General features: G+C 61.8%; 16 protein-coding genes. 9 read left to right on the top strand and 7 right to left on the bottom strand.

Translation table 11 applies throughout. The annotated features are described in order from the left end of the window. Positions 1-59: 59 nt before the first annotated feature. On the bottom strand, positions 60-1,382 hold the full coding sequence (locus GNZ13_RS24110) for a branched-chain amino acid ABC transporter substrate-binding protein (RefSeq protein WP_172168870.1): 1,323 nt from the start codon (positions 1,380-1,382) through the stop codon (positions 60-62). Positions 1,383-1,566: 184 nt separating this feature from the next. Here GNZ13_RS24110 and GNZ13_RS24105 point away from each other — a divergent pair, with 184 nt between their 5' ends. Continuing rightward, complete coding sequence (locus tag GNZ13_RS24105) at positions 1,567-2,130, top strand: hypothetical protein (protein ID WP_172168797.1); 564 nt, start codon at positions 1,567-1,569, stop codon at positions 2,128-2,130. A 118-nt stretch (positions 2,131-2,248) separates the two neighbouring features. Here the strand turns inward: GNZ13_RS24105 and GNZ13_RS24100 are convergent, their stop codons facing one another. The 6 genes from GNZ13_RS24100 to GNZ13_RS24075 form a co-directional block, all read right to left on the bottom strand. Further along, positions 2,249-3,796 carry a 2-isopropylmalate synthase gene (locus tag GNZ13_RS24100; protein WP_172168794.1) on the bottom strand — a complete coding sequence of 516 codons (1,548 nt, stop codon included), beginning with the start codon at positions 3,794-3,796 and terminating at the stop codon, positions 2,249-2,251. A 363-nt stretch (positions 3,797-4,159) separates the two neighbouring features. Continuing rightward, entirely contained in the window at positions 4,160-5,029 is an 870-nt protein-coding gene (gene pssA / locus GNZ13_RS24095) for a CDP-diacylglycerol--serine O-phosphatidyltransferase (protein ID WP_172168791.1), read from the bottom strand. 24 nt (positions 5,030-5,053) lie between these two features. Further along, the gene (locus GNZ13_RS24090) at positions 5,054-5,692 is read right to left on the bottom strand and encodes a phosphatidylserine decarboxylase (protein ID WP_172168788.1); all 639 of its coding nucleotides are present in this window, start codon (positions 5,690-5,692) and stop codon (positions 5,054-5,056) included. A 134-nt stretch (positions 5,693-5,826) separates the two neighbouring features. Continuing rightward, positions 5,827-6,843 carry a ketol-acid reductoisomerase gene (gene ilvC, locus GNZ13_RS24085; protein ID WP_063495284.1) on the bottom strand — a complete coding sequence of 339 codons (1,017 nt, stop codon included), beginning with the start codon at positions 6,841-6,843 and terminating at the stop codon, positions 5,827-5,829. Between the two features lie 156 nt (positions 6,844-6,999). Continuing rightward, positions 7,000-7,491: an acetolactate synthase small subunit gene (gene ilvN, locus GNZ13_RS24080; protein ID WP_011487482.1), complete on the bottom strand. Its 492-nt coding sequence runs from the start codon at positions 7,489-7,491 to the stop codon at positions 7,000-7,002. Between the two features lie 111 nt (positions 7,492-7,602). Further along, a complete protein-coding gene (locus tag GNZ13_RS24075; RefSeq protein ID WP_172168785.1) occupies positions 7,603-9,366 on the bottom strand; it encodes an acetolactate synthase 3 catalytic subunit in 1,764 nt (587 codons plus the stop codon). 363 nt (positions 9,367-9,729) lie between these two features. Here GNZ13_RS24075 and GNZ13_RS24070 point away from each other — a divergent pair, with 363 nt between their 5' ends. The 8 genes from GNZ13_RS24070 (at position 9,730) to GNZ13_RS24035 (ending at position 15,816) form a co-directional block, all read left to right on the top strand. Beyond that, the gene (locus GNZ13_RS24070; RefSeq protein ID WP_063495282.1) at positions 9,730-10,293 is read left to right on the top strand and encodes an RNA polymerase sigma factor; all 564 of its coding nucleotides are present in this window, start codon (positions 9,730-9,732) and stop codon (positions 10,291-10,293) included. Further along, positions 10,290-10,718, top strand: coding sequence for a DUF3619 family protein (locus GNZ13_RS24065; protein WP_172168782.1), 429 nt, complete (start codon positions 10,290-10,292; stop codon positions 10,716-10,718). The genes GNZ13_RS24070 and GNZ13_RS24065 overlap by 4 nt, the downstream gene beginning before the upstream one ends. Before the next feature lie 16 nt (positions 10,719-10,734). Next, the gene (locus GNZ13_RS24060; protein ID WP_172168779.1) at positions 10,735-11,493 is read left to right on the top strand and encodes a DUF3106 domain-containing protein; all 759 of its coding nucleotides are present in this window, start codon (positions 10,735-10,737) and stop codon (positions 11,491-11,493) included. Positions 11,494-11,506: 13 nt separating this feature from the next. Then, positions 11,507-12,028 carry an RDD family protein gene (locus GNZ13_RS24055; protein ID WP_172168776.1) on the top strand — a complete coding sequence of 174 codons (522 nt, stop codon included), beginning with the start codon at positions 11,507-11,509 and terminating at the stop codon, positions 12,026-12,028. Between the two features lie 222 nt (positions 12,029-12,250). Beyond that, a complete protein-coding gene (locus GNZ13_RS24050) occupies positions 12,251-13,192 on the top strand; it encodes a UDP-2,3-diacylglucosamine diphosphatase (protein ID WP_172168773.1) in 942 nt (313 codons plus the stop codon). A 30-nt stretch (positions 13,193-13,222) separates the two neighbouring features. Continuing rightward, positions 13,223-14,254: a glycosyltransferase family 4 protein gene (locus tag GNZ13_RS24045; protein WP_172168770.1), complete on the top strand. Its 1,032-nt coding sequence runs from the start codon at positions 13,223-13,225 to the stop codon at positions 14,252-14,254. A gap of 20 nt (positions 14,255-14,274) precedes the next feature. Beyond that, positions 14,275-14,910 (top strand): diacylglycerol kinase, encoded by a 636-nt coding sequence (locus GNZ13_RS24040; RefSeq protein WP_172168767.1) that lies wholly within the window; start codon positions 14,275-14,277, stop codon positions 14,908-14,910. Positions 14,911-15,090: 180 nt separating this feature from the next. Continuing rightward, positions 15,091-15,816: a TetR/AcrR family transcriptional regulator gene (locus GNZ13_RS24035; protein WP_028196931.1), complete on the top strand. Its 726-nt coding sequence runs from the start codon at positions 15,091-15,093 to the stop codon at positions 15,814-15,816. The last annotated feature ends 2 nt before the right edge of the window (positions 15,817-15,818 follow it).

Below are 15,818 nucleotides of genomic sequence, written 5' to 3'. Positions count from 1 at the left end.
CGCGAACCCTGCTGTGCCGGGCGGGGTCGTGGGCGGCGTAGGTCGGCTCGGGGCCCGCTTTACGGCCGTTTCATCCTGCACACCGTCGGCGGCACAGTGCGCTCGGGCGGCAACGCCAGCACCGTGCGGAAACCGTAGCCTGAACCTTCATTGTCGAACTTGACTCCCGGCGTGCCGGCCTTGTCCATCTCCATCACGTAAAGGGGCTGGATCATCTGATGGTCATCGGCCCGCATCCACGAGGCGTGAAAGCCGTTGTCGAACTTGATCCCCTCCAGGGCCCGGGCGACAGCCGTCGGGTCGGCGCTGCCAGCGCGGTTCATCGCCGCGGCGAGGGTTTCGATCATCAACGGCATGCGCAGCACCGGGTAGTCATCCTGGGCAGCCGGGAAACGGGCGCGAAATGCGGCGTACCAAGCGTCGGAGGCCGCGCCGCCGGCGTTCGGGTGCCAGTCGGCCACCGCGATCACGTGCTTGACGCCGGCGTCGCCCAACGCGGCCGGCGCGCCAAGACTATTGCCGTAGAACGTGTAGAACCGGGTGTCCAGCCCCTGCTCCCTCGCCGCTTTCACGAGCAGCGTCAGATCGTTGCCCCAGTTGCCGGTGATAACCGCGTCCGCGCCGCTCGCGCGGATCTTCGCGATGTACGGTGCGAAGTCCTTCACGCGGCCGATCGGATGAAATTCGTCACCCACGACCGCGATATCCGGCCGCTTCGCGGCCAGCGTCGAGCGCGCGAGACTGCTGACATCATGGCCGAAACTATAGTCCTGGTTCAGCAGATAGACCTTCTTCACCGCCTTGTCACGCTGGACCACGTCAACCAGCGCATCCATGCGCATGCCCGCGTGCGCGTCGAAGCGGAAGTGCCAGAAACTGCAATTGGCATTGGTCAGGGCGGGATCGTCGGCGGAATAATTGAGGAACAGTTCGCGGTTGCCCGGCTCGCGGCTGTTCTGTTTATCGATCGCGCCGATCAGCGCGGCCGCCACTGCCGAACTGTTGCCCTGCATGATGTAACCGATGTGCCGGTCCGCGGCGGCGCGCAGTTGCACCAACGCCTCTTCCGCACTGCCCTTGCTGTCGAGCACGACCAGTTCGAGCGGATGCGCGCCGCCGGCGAGCTTCACGCCGCCTTGCGCATTCACCTGTTCGACGCCGAAGCGCAGATTGCGCTCCACCGCCGCGCCCGCGTTGGCGAATGGGCCGGACATGCCTTCGATCAGCGCAAGCTGGATCGGCGCACCCGTGGGCTGATTTACCGGCTTGCTGGCTGCATCAGACGCCGTATCTCCCGCGGCGTGAGGCGCCGCGGCCATCGAAATCGCCGCCAGCGCGACGACTGCCGCTGCTGCCGCCCGTTGCCATTTCGCCATCGTCATTGCCCCGCTTGATTCGTCGAAGCGCGGATCATAGGGCGTTCCAGACGGAATAAGCAAGCCGGCGAATTCGTTACTGTGCATCCAGGGACGCCTCGCACGAGGCGCAAATCTTTTGCTGCCGCCCGTGTCAAAATAATGCGTCTCGATGATAAAAACCGCGAGTCAAATGCCATCGGAGGAATTCATGTTCAACCGCCACCCATCCACGGCGGCCTCGATCGAAGCGCCGCCCGCAGCACGCCTGCGCCGCGCCGCGCTCGCCTGCCTGGGCGCGCTCACGCTCACGGTCACGCTCGCCGGCTGCGTGCAGCCCTGGCAGCAATACAGCCAAGGCGCGGACGAATCGACCATCGTCGCCCGCCTCGGTGCACCGCGTGAAAGCTACGACCTGCCCAACGGTGGCAAGCGGCTGATGTGGCCGACCCAGCCAATGGGTGAAACCACTACCGCTGCCGACATCGACGCATCCGGCAAGATCGTCACCGTGCGCCAGGTGCTTCAGCCTAACGAGTTCTACCGGGCGGAAATCGGCAAATGGACCAAGAGCGACGTGCTGGTGAACTTCGGCCGCCCAGTCGAAACGTCGTACTTCCCATTGATGAAGCGCGAGGTCTGGACGTATCGCTATCTGGAAGACAACGTCTGGTACATGATGTACAGCTTTTATTTCGACGATCAGGGTATTGTGCGGCTCACGCAGAAAACGCCTGATCCGATGCACGATCCGAATCGCCGCAACCTGTTCTGAGCGCTCGCAGCGCGTAAAACGCACACCGCAAAAGCAGGAAACCCCGTGCTTTTCAGGGCACGGGGCTTCTTGTCAATCTGGTTCAGCGAGCGCGCAGCCAGCGCGCCCTGCTCCCCCATCACTCCGAGCGTTGCGGATTCAACTTATCGAAGTTCGAATACAGTTTGTTGAGCGCCGAGATATACGCCTTCGCGGAAGCCGCGACAATATCCGGATCGGTGCCCACGCCGTTAACGATGCGCCCGCTCTTCGACAGCCGCACGGTCACTTCGCCCTGCGCCTGCGTACCGGTTGTGATGGCGTTCACCGAATACAGCAGCAGTTCCGACCCGCTTCCCACTTCCGTTTCAATCGCATTGAGCGTGGCATCCACCGGACCGTTGCCGCGTGCTTCCCCGGTCACTTCCTTGCCTTCGACCGAGAACACGATCTTCGCGTGCGGCTGCTCGCCGGTTTCCGAATGCTGCGACAGCGACAGGAACTTGTAGTGCTCCTTCTCCTGCGCTTCGGCCGATTCCTCAGTGACGATCGCGATGATGTCTTCGTCGAAAATTTCCGACTTGCGGTCCGCCAATTCCTTGAAGCGTGCGAACGCGGTATTCAACTCGCCTTCGCTATCGAGCGCGATACCCAGTTCCTGCAGACGCTGCTTGAACGCATTCCGGCCCGACAACTTGCCAAGCACGATCTTGTTCGCGCTCCAGCCCACATCTTCGGCACGCATGATTTCGTACGTGTCGCGCGCTTTCAGCACGCCGTCCTGGTGAATGCCGGATGCGTGCGCAAACGCGTTCGCGCCGACTACGGCCTTGTTCGGCTGCACGACGAAACCGGTGATCTGCGACACCAGTTTCGAAGCCGGCACGATCTGCGTCGTATCGAGACCGATATCGAGGCCGAAATAATCCTTGCGGGTCTTCACGGCCATCACGATTTCTTCGAGCGACGTATTACCCGCGCGCTCACCGAGGCCGTTGATCGTGCACTCGACCTGACGCGCGCCGCCGATCTTCACACCGGCCAGCGAGTTCGCCACCGCCATGCCGAGATCGTTATGGCAATGCACCGAAAACACAGCCTTATGCGAGTTCGGAATACGCTCACGCAGCGTCTTCACGAGCTGGCCGTACAACTCCGGCACGCCGTAGCCGACCGTATCCGCGATGTTGATGGTAGTCGCGCCTTCGGCAATCACCGCTTCCAGCACACGGCACAGAAAATCCATGTCCGAGCGGCTGCCGTCTTCCGGCGAAAACTCGACGTCGTCCGTGAACTTGCGGGCGAAACGCACCGCCAGCTTCGCCTGTTCGAACACCTGATCCGGCGTCATGCGCAGCTTCTTTTCCATATGCAGCGGCGACGTTGCGATGAACGTGTGGATGCGGAAATGATCGGCCGGCTTGAGTGCGTCAGCAGCGCGTTGAATGTCTTTGTCGTTCGCACGGGCCAGCGAGCAGATCGTGCTGTCCTTGATCAGGCCCGCAATCGTGTGAATCGAATCGAAGTCGCCATTCGAGCTGGCGGCGAAGCCCGCTTCGATCACGTCCACCTTCATCCGTTCGAGTTGCTTCGCGATACGGATTTTTTCTTCTTTCGTCATCGACGCGCCGGGCGATTGCTCGCCGTCACGCAACGTGGTGTCGAATATGATCAGTTTGTCGGCCATGTCGGGTCTCCTGGGGAGTCGTTCAATTGCGGGGATCGGATATTGGAATTCGGGTGTTTGCGCCACCGCTGGCGACGCTAAACCATAGACGAGGCAGACGGAAGGCGGAAAACGAAGCGATCAGCGCGATAGACGCGCTAGCGCTAGCACGCCCAGCGGCGCACCGGCTCGTTGATACGCTTGCTGATAATTGTGGGAGAGCGTGAACGCATTCATCCAACGACTATAGCGGCATTCCCAGCGCCGTGCAATTGGCGTCACACCTGCCTCCGGGCGGCCTCGGACACCGCTCGCATCAAGCAAAACGGCAGCCCGAAGGCCGCCGTTTTTTCATCTCGCCGACACACGAATGTGCGGATGCGCTTATCGATCCCGCTGCACGGACCGAGCCGGATTCGCCCTGCCCCGCACCGCCTGATAGGCCCAGAACACATAGCCCGACAGACCGTACAGCACGAACAGGCCGAACAGCATCAGCGGCGGATCGGACGACACCAGCACGAACGCCACCACCACCAGCAGAATCACGCCGAACGGTACGCGGTGCCGCACGTCGAGCGCCTTGCCGCTGTAAAACGGCGCGTTCGACACCATCGTCACACCGGCGTAGATGGTCAGCACGAAGGCGACCCACGGCAGCCACACCAGCTTGAGCGGCACGCGGTTATCGGTGGCGAGCCACACGAAACCGGCGATCAGCGCCGCGGCCGCCGGGCTCGGCATGCCCTGGAAGAAGCGCTTATCGACCACGCCGATGTTCGTGTTGAAGCGCGCGAGACGCAACGCCGCCCCCGAACAGTAGACGAACGCCGCGAGCCAGCCCCAGCGGCCGAGATCCTTCAGGATCCACTCGTACATCACGAGCGCCGGCGCCACACCGAACGACACCATGTCCGAGAGGCTGTCGAACTGTTCGCCGAACGCGCTTTGCGTATGCGTCATGCGAGCGACCCGCCCGTCCATGCCGTCCAGCACCATCGCCACGAAAATCGCGATCGCCGCGATTTCGAAGCGCACGTTCATCGCCTGCACCACGGCGAAGAAGCCGCAAAAGAGCGCGGCGGTCGTAAACGCGTTCGGCAGCAGGTAAATGCCGCGCTTCCTCAGGAACTGCTGACGCTGAGCGCGCCGGCTATCGACTGCCGGCGACTCCGCCACGATCGGCTTGTTACGGCGGAACGGACGCGGTAGCGGTCCACTGTTGCGGGGTCGACGCGGTTTGAATGCGGCCATTCGGAAAACCTCCTTGGTGCCGCTTTATAGTTCAGCGAGGATCGTGGACGACGCGGAAACCTTCTCGCCGATCGACACACGCGGACGGCTGCCAACCGGCAGATACACGTCGACGCGCGAGCCAAACCGGATAAATCCATAACGTTGACCACGCGTGAGCGGCTCACCTGACCGTACGTAGCAAAGAATACGCCGCGCAATCAGACCGGCGATCTGCACCGAGGTCACCGTCTGGCCGCCAGCCATTTCGATCACCACCGCGTTGCGCTCGTTTTCGAGCGAAGCCTTATCCACCGCGGCATTCAGATACGCGCCCGGAAAATATTCGACCTTGGAGATTGCGCCATCCACCGGCGAGCGTTGCGAGTGGACATTGAAAACGTTCATGAACACGCTGATCTTCAGCGCTTCACGGTTGGCATACGGATCATGCGCTGTCTCGACTGCGACGATACGGCCGTCGGCCGGGCACAGTACGGCGTTGGCCTGAGTCGGAATCGGGCGTGCCGGATCGCGGAAGAACTGCACCACGAACGCCAGGATCAGCCAGAACAGCCATGCAAAGCCGAACCCCGCGAAGAATTGAACCAGTAGTGCTACGACGGCTGCGATGGCGATGAACGGCCAGCCTTCTCGCGCGATGATCGGATGAGGGTAATTCATGGATGGCTTCAGTATTTTTGTAAAACCGTAGGATAGCAAAAGCCGCCCAGGGTTCAGCACCCTTGGACGGCTTTTTGCATTACCGGCGGCAGCGGCGATGCGCCGCGCCGGTCAGATGCGGTGAAGCTGGCTTCTTAGTTCTTCGACTGATCGACCAACTTGTTCGCAGCGATCCACGGCATCATCGAACGCAGCTTGGCACCCACCGTTTCGATCTGGTGCTCGGCCGTCAGACGGCGGCGCGATTGCAGCGTCGGTGCGCCAGCCTTGTTTTCGATGATGAAGCTCTTTGCGTACTCGCCGGTCTGAATGTCCGTCAGCACGGCCTTCATCGCCTTCTTCGTTTCAGCCGTCACGATACGCGGACCCGTCACGTACTCGCCATATTCGGCGTTGTTCGAGATCGAGTAGTTCATGTTCGCGATGCCGCCTTCGTAGATCAGGTCGACGATCAGCTTCAGTTCGTGCAGGCACTCGAAGTACGCCATTTCCGGCGCGTAGCCCGCTTCCACCAGCGTTTCGAAGCCGGCCTTGATCAGGTCGACCGTACCGCCGCACAGCACGGCTTGTTCGCCGAACAGGTCGGTTTCCGTTTCTTCGCGGAAGTTCGTTTCGATGATGCCGGCACGGCCGCCGCCGTTCGCCGCAGCGTACGACAAAGCGATGTCACGTGCTGCGCCCGACTTGTCTTGCGCAACAGCGATCAGGTGGGGCACGCCGCCACCTTGCGAGTACGTACCGCGAACCGTGTGGCCCGGGGCCTTCGGCGCGATCATGATGACGTCGAGGTCGGCACGCGGAATCACCTGGCCGTAGTGCACGTTGAAGCCGTGCGCGAAGGCCAGCGCCGCGCCTTGCTTGATGTTGGCGTGCACTTCCTTTGCGTAAACTTCAGCGATCTGCTCGTCCGGCAGCAGCATCATGACGACGTCTGCGCCCTTGACGGCTTCCGCCACTTCCTTGACTTGCAGGCCGGCGTTCTCAGCCTTGCTCCACGATGCGCCGCCCTTGCGCAGACCGACCGTGACCTTCACGCCGCTTTCGCTCAGGTTCAGTGCGTGAGCATGGCCTTGCGAGCCATAGCCGATGATGGTGACTTGCTTGCCCTTGATGAGGGAGAGGTCGGCGTCCTTGTCGTAGAAAACTTTCATGTCGGTTCCTTGGCTAAATTCGATGATTCAGTGAAATACAAATACTGCGAATGTTGTGTTGCTTGGCCGGGTTCTTGAAGGCACTGCCCGGCTTCGATCGAGACGGTTAATAACGCAACTTAGAACGCAACTTCGAACCGCAACTCAGCGCGCGCGTCAAACCTTCAGAATGCGCTCGCCGCGGCCAATGCCCGAACTGCCCGTACGGACGGTTTCGAGAATCGCAGTCGCGTCGATCCCTTCGATGAAGGCATCGAGCTTGTCGCTCGCGCCCGTCAGTTCGATCGTGTAGGTCTTTTCGGTGACGTCGATGATGCGGCCGCGGAAAATATCCGACATCCGTTTCATCTCCTCACGTTCCTTGCCGACCGCCCTTACCTTGATCAACATCAGCTCGCGCTCGATGTGGGCGCCCTCGGTAAGGTCGACCACTTTCACCACCTCGATCAGGCGGTTCAGATGCTTCGTGATCTGTTCGATCACGTCGTCCGAGCCAATGGAGACGATGGTCATGCGCGACAGCGAACGGTCTTCGGTCGGAGCCACCGTCAAGGTTTCAATGTTATAGCCGCGTGCCGAGAAGAGACCGACCACGCGTGACAACGCGCCCGGTTCGTTTTCCAGCAGGACTGAAATGATGTGTCTCATGTTTCGCTTCTTCCAGATGTTTTGTCGATGTATGCGAGCGGGTTCGCGCCACTTCGTCCGCTTTCGCCCTTTGTGGAGGCGCGCATGACGAAGCCAACGCAGAAACCGTCGTTATAGATCTTCCGAACCCATGAGCATCTCAGTGATGCCCTTGCCGGCCTGAACCATCGGCCAGACGTTTTCGGTCGGATCGGTCTGGAAATCGAGAAACACCGTGCGATCTTTCAGGCGCAGCGCTTCCTTCAGCGCCGGCTCTACATCGGCCGTGCGTTCGATACGCATGCCGACGTGACCGTACGCTTCAGCGAGCTTCACGAAGTCTGGCAACGCATCCATGTACGAATGCGAATAGCGCTTGCTGTATTCGATCTGCTGCCACTGGCGCACCATGCCCAGATAGCGGTTGTTCAGCGAAATGATCTTGATCGGCGTCTCGTACTGCTTGCAGGTCGAGAGCTCCTGGATGCACATCTGGATCGAGCCTTCACCCGTGATACAGAGCACGTCGTCGTCCGGGTGCGCCATCTTCACGCCCATCGCCGCCGGCAGGCCGAAGCCCATCGTGCCGAGGCCACCGGAGTTGATCCAGCGGCGCGGCTTGTTGAACTTGTAGAACTGCGCCGCCCACATCTGGTGCTGGCCGACGTCGGAACACACGAAGGCATTGCCGTCGGTCAGTTCCCACGCCTTTTCCACCACGTACTGCGGCTTGATGATGTCGCTCTTGCGGTCGAACTTCAGGCAATCTTTGGCGCGCCAGGTTTCGATGTCCTTCCACCAGTCGGCAAGTGCCGCGGTGTCCGGACCATGCTCGGCCGTTTGCAGCTGCTCGATCAGCTCCTTCAGCACTTCCTTCACGTCGCCGACGATCGGAATGTCGACCTTGACGCGCTTGGAGATGGAGGAAGGATCGATGTCGATATGGATGATCTTGCGCGGGCGCGACGCGAAGTGCGCCGGGTCGCCGATCACGCGGTCGTCGAAGCGCGCGCCGATCGCGATCAGCACGTCGCAGTGCTGCATCGCCATGTTGGCTTCGTACGTACCGTGCATGCCGAGCATGCCGAGGAATTTCTTGTCGCTCGCGCGGTACCCGCCCAGACCCATCAGCGTATTGGTGACCGGGTAGCCGAGCAGATCGGCGAACTGATTCAGCTCACGCGATGCATCCGCGAGGATGATGCCGCCGCCGGTATAGATGTACGGGCGCTTGGCCGACAGCAGCAAGGCAACCGCCTTGCGGATCTGGCCGGAGTGACCTTTCGTGACAGGGTTGTACGAGCGCAGCGAAACGGTCTTGAGCGGTTCGTACTGGCACGGCGTCTTCGACACGTCTTTCGGAATGTCGATCAGCACCGGGCCTGGACGGCCGGTACGGGCGATATAGAAAGCTTTCTTGACGGTAGCGGCGAGGTCGCGCACGTCCTTCACGAGGAAGTTGTGCTTCACGCAGGGACGCGTGATGCCGACTGTATCGCACTCCTGGAACGCATCCTGGCCGATCGCGGCGGTAGGCACCTGGCCGCTGATCACCACCATTGGAATCGAATCCATGTAGGCGGTGGCGATGCCGGTCACCGCATTGGTGACGCCGGGGCCGGAAGTCACGAGGCACACACCCACTTTGCCGGTGGAACGCGCATAGGCGTCGGCGGCGTGGACTGCGGCTTGTTCGTGGCGCACGAGGACGTGCTGGAATTTGTCCTGCTTGTACAGCTCGTCGTAAATGTAAAGTACCGAGCCGCCGGGATAGCCCCACACAAACTCGACGTCTTCGTCGGCCAGTGCCTTCATGAGCACGGTCGCGCCGATAGAGTCAGCTTCAGGAGGGGAAGTCGTATCCGACGTGGAGAATTCCGCGCTGGGCATATTCATTATTCACCTTTCGAATTTTCGGCAAAAAATTGATCGGGTGCTCTCTGCCGGGCTTGTGGCTCGGGTTCAAGCGGCGCGTCCAGTTGACAGGTGAGCTTCTTGGGCCACACCTCAATTGAGACAAGTCACTTATGTTGCGAACCAGCGACGATATCCGCAGATGTCCGCGCGGTCAAGTAAATATTGCCCTGGCGCCCTGCCCCGCAATCTCGCGCACAGACCAAAAACGACCGAAAGCGAGTTATTAGAACGCAAGGTGCATCACGTTTCGCCCCAGCGGCGCGAAAGTTTGTTAGCATCCGCGAGTTTTACGACATTTTTCGACCGATTACGCGCACGCACGCTGCGCCGACCCCCAAACGGATGGCATCAGACAAGGAACTCGCCGATTTTCTGGCGGGCGTCGAAAGGCGCGCATTCAAGCAGACGGTCTACGCCGTGCGGGACGACGACGCCTCGCTCGATATCGTGCAGGACGCGATGATCAAGCTCGCCGAAAAATACGGTGACCGTCCTCCGGCCGAACTTCCGCTCCTATTTCAGCGTATTCTCCAGAATGCGATGCACGACTATTTCCGTCGTGCCAAAGTGCGCAATACTTGGGTTAGTCTGTTTTCTTCGCTCGGCAACGCCGACGACGACGAATTCGACCCACTCGAAACATTCGAGGCGCAGCAAGGCTCGGCGGGCTCCGAGAGCAACGAACAGAAACTCGAACGCGAACAAGTCTTACAGTTAATCGACGACGAGATCCAAAAGTTACCGGCACGTCAACGGGAGGCGTTTCTCATGCGTTATTGGGAAGATATGGATGTCGCCGAGACTGCCGCCGCGATGGGCTGCTCCGAGGGTAGCGTGAAAACGCATTGCTCGCGGGCCACGCACACGCTGGCGCAAGCGCTCAAGGCTAAAGGAATCACGCTATGAGCTCCCTAGAAACCAAAGAACTCGAGTTCGCCCGCCAGGTGCGCCGCGCGCTCGACGAAAACGCCGCCAGTATTCCACCCGCCACCGTCGACCGGCTCGCCGTGGCGCGCCGCGCCGCGCTTGCTCGCAAGAAGCCCGAAACCGTGAGCGCGCCGGTGTTCGTGCCCGCCTTCGCCGGTGCCGGCATGCCGGCCGGTATGCCGCAAATCGACATGCCGCAGCGCCGCCGTTCGCCGCTGCGCCGCTTTGCGCTTGCCTGGCCGCTCGTCGCGCTAGTCGTCAGCCTCGTGGGCATCGCCTATTGGGAAGATCAACAACGCACCGCCGAACTCGCCGATATCGATGCAGCCATGCTAAGCGACGACCTGCCGCTCAATGCCTATCTCGACCACGGCTTCAACGCGTACCTATCACGCGCCCACTGAGCGGGAGATTCTTCGGGTGAGTTACAAGCGCGGCTTGGCCGTTGTTTTCGGATGCGCGATCGCGGCCCTGGTGTCGTTTGCCGCGACGTATCCGCGCTTTTATCCGAGCCCGTCGACCGCCAGCGCACCTGCCGCAGGCGGCAACGCGACCGCCAAAGCGCCCGTGCCCACCCTCGCCGTCGACCTGCCGAGCCTGCCCGGCAGCAACAGCCCGATGGCATGGTCGCGCTTGAGCCCGGCCGAGCACATTGCACTCGCGCCGTTCGCCAGCTTATGGGATTCCTTCAGCGACGAGCGCAAGCGAAAATGGATCAAGATTGCATCGCGTTACCCGAAGTTATCGCCTGATGCGCAAAAACGCCTGCATGATCGAATGACTGAATGGGTTCGTATGACCCCCGATCAGCGGCGCGTTGCACGCGAAAACTACCAGGTATCGAAAGAGTTGCCGCGCGAAACCCGCCAGAATGCATGGAAGGCTTATCAGCAATTGCCGGAAGAGCAGAAGGAGCGACTCGCCGCGAGCGAGCGTAAGCGGCGGCCGAGCGTTGTGAGCGCGCCGCCGTCCGGCAAAACCGAGATCAAGGGCTTGGACCGTCTGGTCAATGCCCGGGAGCACGGCGCGAGCGGTGCCGCAGCGGCGAGTGCCGCGGCGGCCGCTCCATTGCCGAGCACGGCCGTCACGCCGGCGATTCCGGCTGCGGGCAGCTTCGTGCCCGCCACGCCGGTGCCGGTTTCGCCGGCCGAGGCGCCGTCGATCTTCAACGGCTCCTGATCGGCGCCCGACTGTGTCCCAGCCGCTCGCCACCTCGACACTGCCCGCCGACGCATCCGGCACCGCGCCCACCGTTCGCCGGCGCCTCGCCGCGCTGCTCTACGAAGCCGTGATCCTGTTCGGTGTCGTGTTTATCGCGGGTTATCTGTTCAGCACCTTGACGCAGCAGCGCAACGGTCTGACCCATCACAACCTGCTCGCAGCGTGGATCGGCCTCGTGGTCGGTCTGTATTTCGTCTGGTTCTGGACCCACAGCGGCCAGACACTGCCGATGAAAACCTGGCGCCTGCGCGTCGTCGCCGCCAACGGCGCGCCGCTGTCCACGGGCCGCGCGATCGTTCGTTACGTATTCGCGTGGCTGTGGTTTTTGCCGCCGCTCGTGCTGCATCCGCTGCTGGACCTCGTCGTGCCGCAGACGCTGGTGATCGCGGCGATCTGGTTCGTGCTGTGGGCCGCCACCGGCCGCTTCGACTCGCAGCGTCAATTCCTGCATGACCGCCTCGCCGGTACACGCGTAATCAGCGTCGCGGGCTGAGCAAACTGGCCGTCCTGCAATTCACGCCGCCGCGTCCGCGGTTCGCGGTCGCTTTACAGCGGTTGCTCTTGTCACAGCTCTCGTCCCAGCCCTTTTCGCACCCCGCCGTTCCCCTACCGCCGTCGCCCTCTCCCGACACAGTAATAAGAATTTCTTGTGACTGTCACGGCAGGGTCACGCGCGGCTGGCGCAATACGGGCACCGCAACTCGACGCGTGAGCCATGGACCCCAAAACGTCCGCGACTTCCCTGTTCCGCCAGACCGGCCCGAGCGTCGACCCTGTCGCGTTCCACCCGGAACCCAACCTTAGCCACGGCTTGCCGTTGCCCGTGCCGTCGCTGCCGCTCGACGCGCACGCCGGCCATCACGACGACGAACACGCCGAACCGCATCGCTATCGCACCATCTGGCTGTCCGACATCCACCTCGGCTCGAGCGGTTGTCAGGCACCGTATCTGCTCGACTTTCTGAGGCACAACGAGTCGGAATACCTGTACCTCGTGGGCGACATCATCGACGGCTGGCAGTTGAAAAAAGGCTGGTACTGGCCGCAGGCGCACAACGACGTCGTGCAGAAGGTGCTGCGCAAAGCGCGCAAGGGCACCCAGGTCATCTACGTGCCGGGCAATCACGACGAAGCCGCGCGTCAATTCTGCGACCTCGCGTTTGGCGACATCCACGTGCGCGGCGAAGCGTTTCACACGACGCTCGCCGGCAAGCGCCTATGGATCGTGCACGGCGATCTGTTCGACGGCGTGATCCAGCACGCGAAGTGGCTCGCCTATCTCGGCGACACGCTCTACACGATGATCCTGATCCTGAACCGCTGGTTCAACCGGATCCGCAGCCGCCTTGGCTTCCCCTACTGGTCGCTGTCGCAATACCTGAAGCACCAGGTGAAGAACGCGGTGAATTTCATCTCGTCGTTCGAGCGCGTGATGACTGACGAAGCACGCCGCCGCGGTTGCGACGGCGTGGTCTGCGGGCACATTCACAAAGCAGAAATCCGCGACATCGATGGCGTGCTGTATTGCAACGACGGCGATTGGGTCGAAAGCCTGTCGGCACTCGTCGAGACGTATGAAGGCGAACTCAAGGTGATCTACTGGACTGTGATGCGCGCCCCGGAAGTCGGCGTGCAAAAGGCCCGGGCGACCGCGTAGTCCCTCTCCACTTCTATTGGGCCGAAACCGATGAAGATCATGATCGTCACCGACGCATGGGAACCGCAGGTCAATGGCGTCGTGCGCACGCTGAAAAACACCACGCGCGAGCTCACCGCACTCGGCCACCACGTCGACTTGCTGACGCCGCTCGAGTTCAAGACGATTCCGTGCCCGACCTATCCTGAGATTCGCCTGTCGCTGATGCCGCGCCGCAAGCTGCGCGAGCGCATTGACGACTTCGCGCCCGACGCGCTGCACATCGCCACCGAAGGCCCGCTCGGCATGGCCGCGCGCGCCTATGCGATCCAGCACAAGCTGCCGTTCACGACCGCCTATCACACGCGCTTTCCAGAGTATGTACAGGCGCGTTTCGGCATTCCGCTAGCGGTGACCTACAAGTTTCTGCACTGGTTCCACAAGGCGTCGCTGGCGGTGATGGCGCCCACACCGGTGGTCAAGGCTGACCTCGAAAAGTTCGGCTTCACCAACGTGGTGCTGTGGACCCGCGGCGTCGATCTCGAGATCTTTCACCAGATGGACTCGAAGGTTCTCAACACCGCGCGACCGATCTTTCTGTACGTGGGACGTGTGGCGGTCGAGAAGAACGTCGAGGCGTTTCTCAAACTCGATCTGCCCGGCTCGAAGTGGGTCGCGGGCGAAGGTCCGGCGCTGGCCGAGCTGAAGTCGCGCTATCCGCAAGCGAACTACCTGGGCGTGCTGACGCAAGCCGAACTGGCCAAGGTCTATGCCGCCGCCGACGTATTCGTGTTCCCGAGCCGCACCGATACCTTCGGGCTCGTGCTGCTCGAAGCGCTGGCCTGTGGTACGCCGGTCGCGGCGTATCCGGTGACCGGCCCGATCGACGTGCTGGGCGACGGCGGCGCGGGCGCCATGCACGAAGACTTGCGTGAGGCCTGCCTCGAAGCGCTGAAGATCGAACGCAGCCATGCACGCGCGTGGGCCGAACGCTTCTCGTGGGCAGCGGCGTCCGAGCAGTTCGCGGCACATCTGAAGCCGCTGCCGCGCACCTCGTACAGCGAGGAAAGCGCCGCCGCGTGATGCGACGCGCCGAGCCGCTCATGCGAACCCGACACTCCACCGCGGCACGCGCGTCGAACGGCGCGTTGCGCGCTGTCGATGACGACACCGACGCCATCGAGCCGTTCGACGACGTGAGCGAGCACGGCACGCCGAATCATGTCGATCACGCGAATGGTTTTCACGGCATGAACGGCGCGAGCCTCGAAAGCCCCGAAAGGCCCGGGAGCGACCCGCACAACGAACCGCTCAGCCCCGACGATCCGTTCGCACCGCTCCCCTTCAATCCGTACAAGGGCAATCGCGGCCTGACCCGTGCGTGGCACGCGATGAAAAATTCGCTCGCCGGGTTTCGCGTGGCGATCCGCGAGGAAAGCGCGTTTCGCCAAGAGCTCACGCTCGCCGCGATCCTGATTCCGTGCGGCGTGCTGGTGCCGGTCGATCCCGTGTCGCGCGTGTTGCTGCTCGGCTCGGTACTGCTGGTGCTGATCGTCGAATTGCTGAATTCGAGCGTCGAAGCGGCCATCGACCGGATTTCGCTCGAACGCCACGAGTTGTCGCGCCGTGCCAAGGATCTCGGCAGCGCGGCGGTGATGGTCGCACTCGGCATGTGTCTGATGACGTGGGGGCTGATCGTCGGGCCGCTCGTCGTGCGTTGGGTCAAAGCGTGGCTATGAAGACCACGCAGCGCGCCCCTTCGCGCCCTGAAAAATGAAAACCCTGAGTATCCCCTTGGTATAAGAACGGTCGGTTTATAATCGACCGATAGTCTCACATATACCAACCGCGTCCGGGTGGATCGCGCGAGAGCGGCATGCCGCCACGCGCTCAGCCCGGCGTAACCAGGGCCGGACTACATGGAAGCCAAACCTCCCCGCCGCACCCGCGAACGGATCCTCGAACTGTCGTTGAAGCTGTTCAACGAGATCGGCGAGCCGAACGTCACGACGACGACGATCGCCGAGGAAATGGAAATCAGTCCAGGCAACCTGTACTACCACTTCCGCAACAAAGACGACATCATCAACAGCATCTTCAGCCAGTTCGAGCAGGAGATCGAAAAGCGTCTGCGCTTTCCCGACGATCACCGTGCAACGATCGACGAGATGTGGTCGTACCTGCAGTACATGGTCGATTTCACGTGGCGCTATCGTTTCCTGTATCGCGATCTGAACGATCTGCTGGCGCGCAACCGCACGCTCGAAACGCACTTCAAGCAGATCATCAGCCATAAGGTGCGCTTTGCGAGCCAGTTCTGCGAGCAACTCGTGGCGGACGGCGAAATGGTCGCCACGCCCGAAGAACTGCAGGTGATCGCGACCAACATCGGCGTGATCGCGACGTACTGGCTGTCCTATCAGTTCGTGATGAACCCACGCAAGTACAACGAGCAGGAAACCATTCGCGCTGAACTGCATCAGGTGAGCGTGCAGATCGTGTCGCTGATGGCGCCTTATCTGCGCGGCCGCTCTCGGCAGATTTTCGACGACCTCGTCTCAGGCAAGCTGCCCAAGCGCGAGTTCTACGACTACCTGCCGCCGAAGGAGGGCGCCGCGCCCCGTAACGAACCGAAGGACGTTTGAGA

Origin of the sequence: Paraburkholderia elongata (assembly GCF_013177735.1) — a bacterium.
Lineage (GTDB): Bacteria > Pseudomonadota > Gammaproteobacteria > Burkholderiales > Burkholderiaceae > Paraburkholderia > Paraburkholderia elongata.
This window is presented reverse-complemented; position numbering and strand designations above follow the sequence as displayed.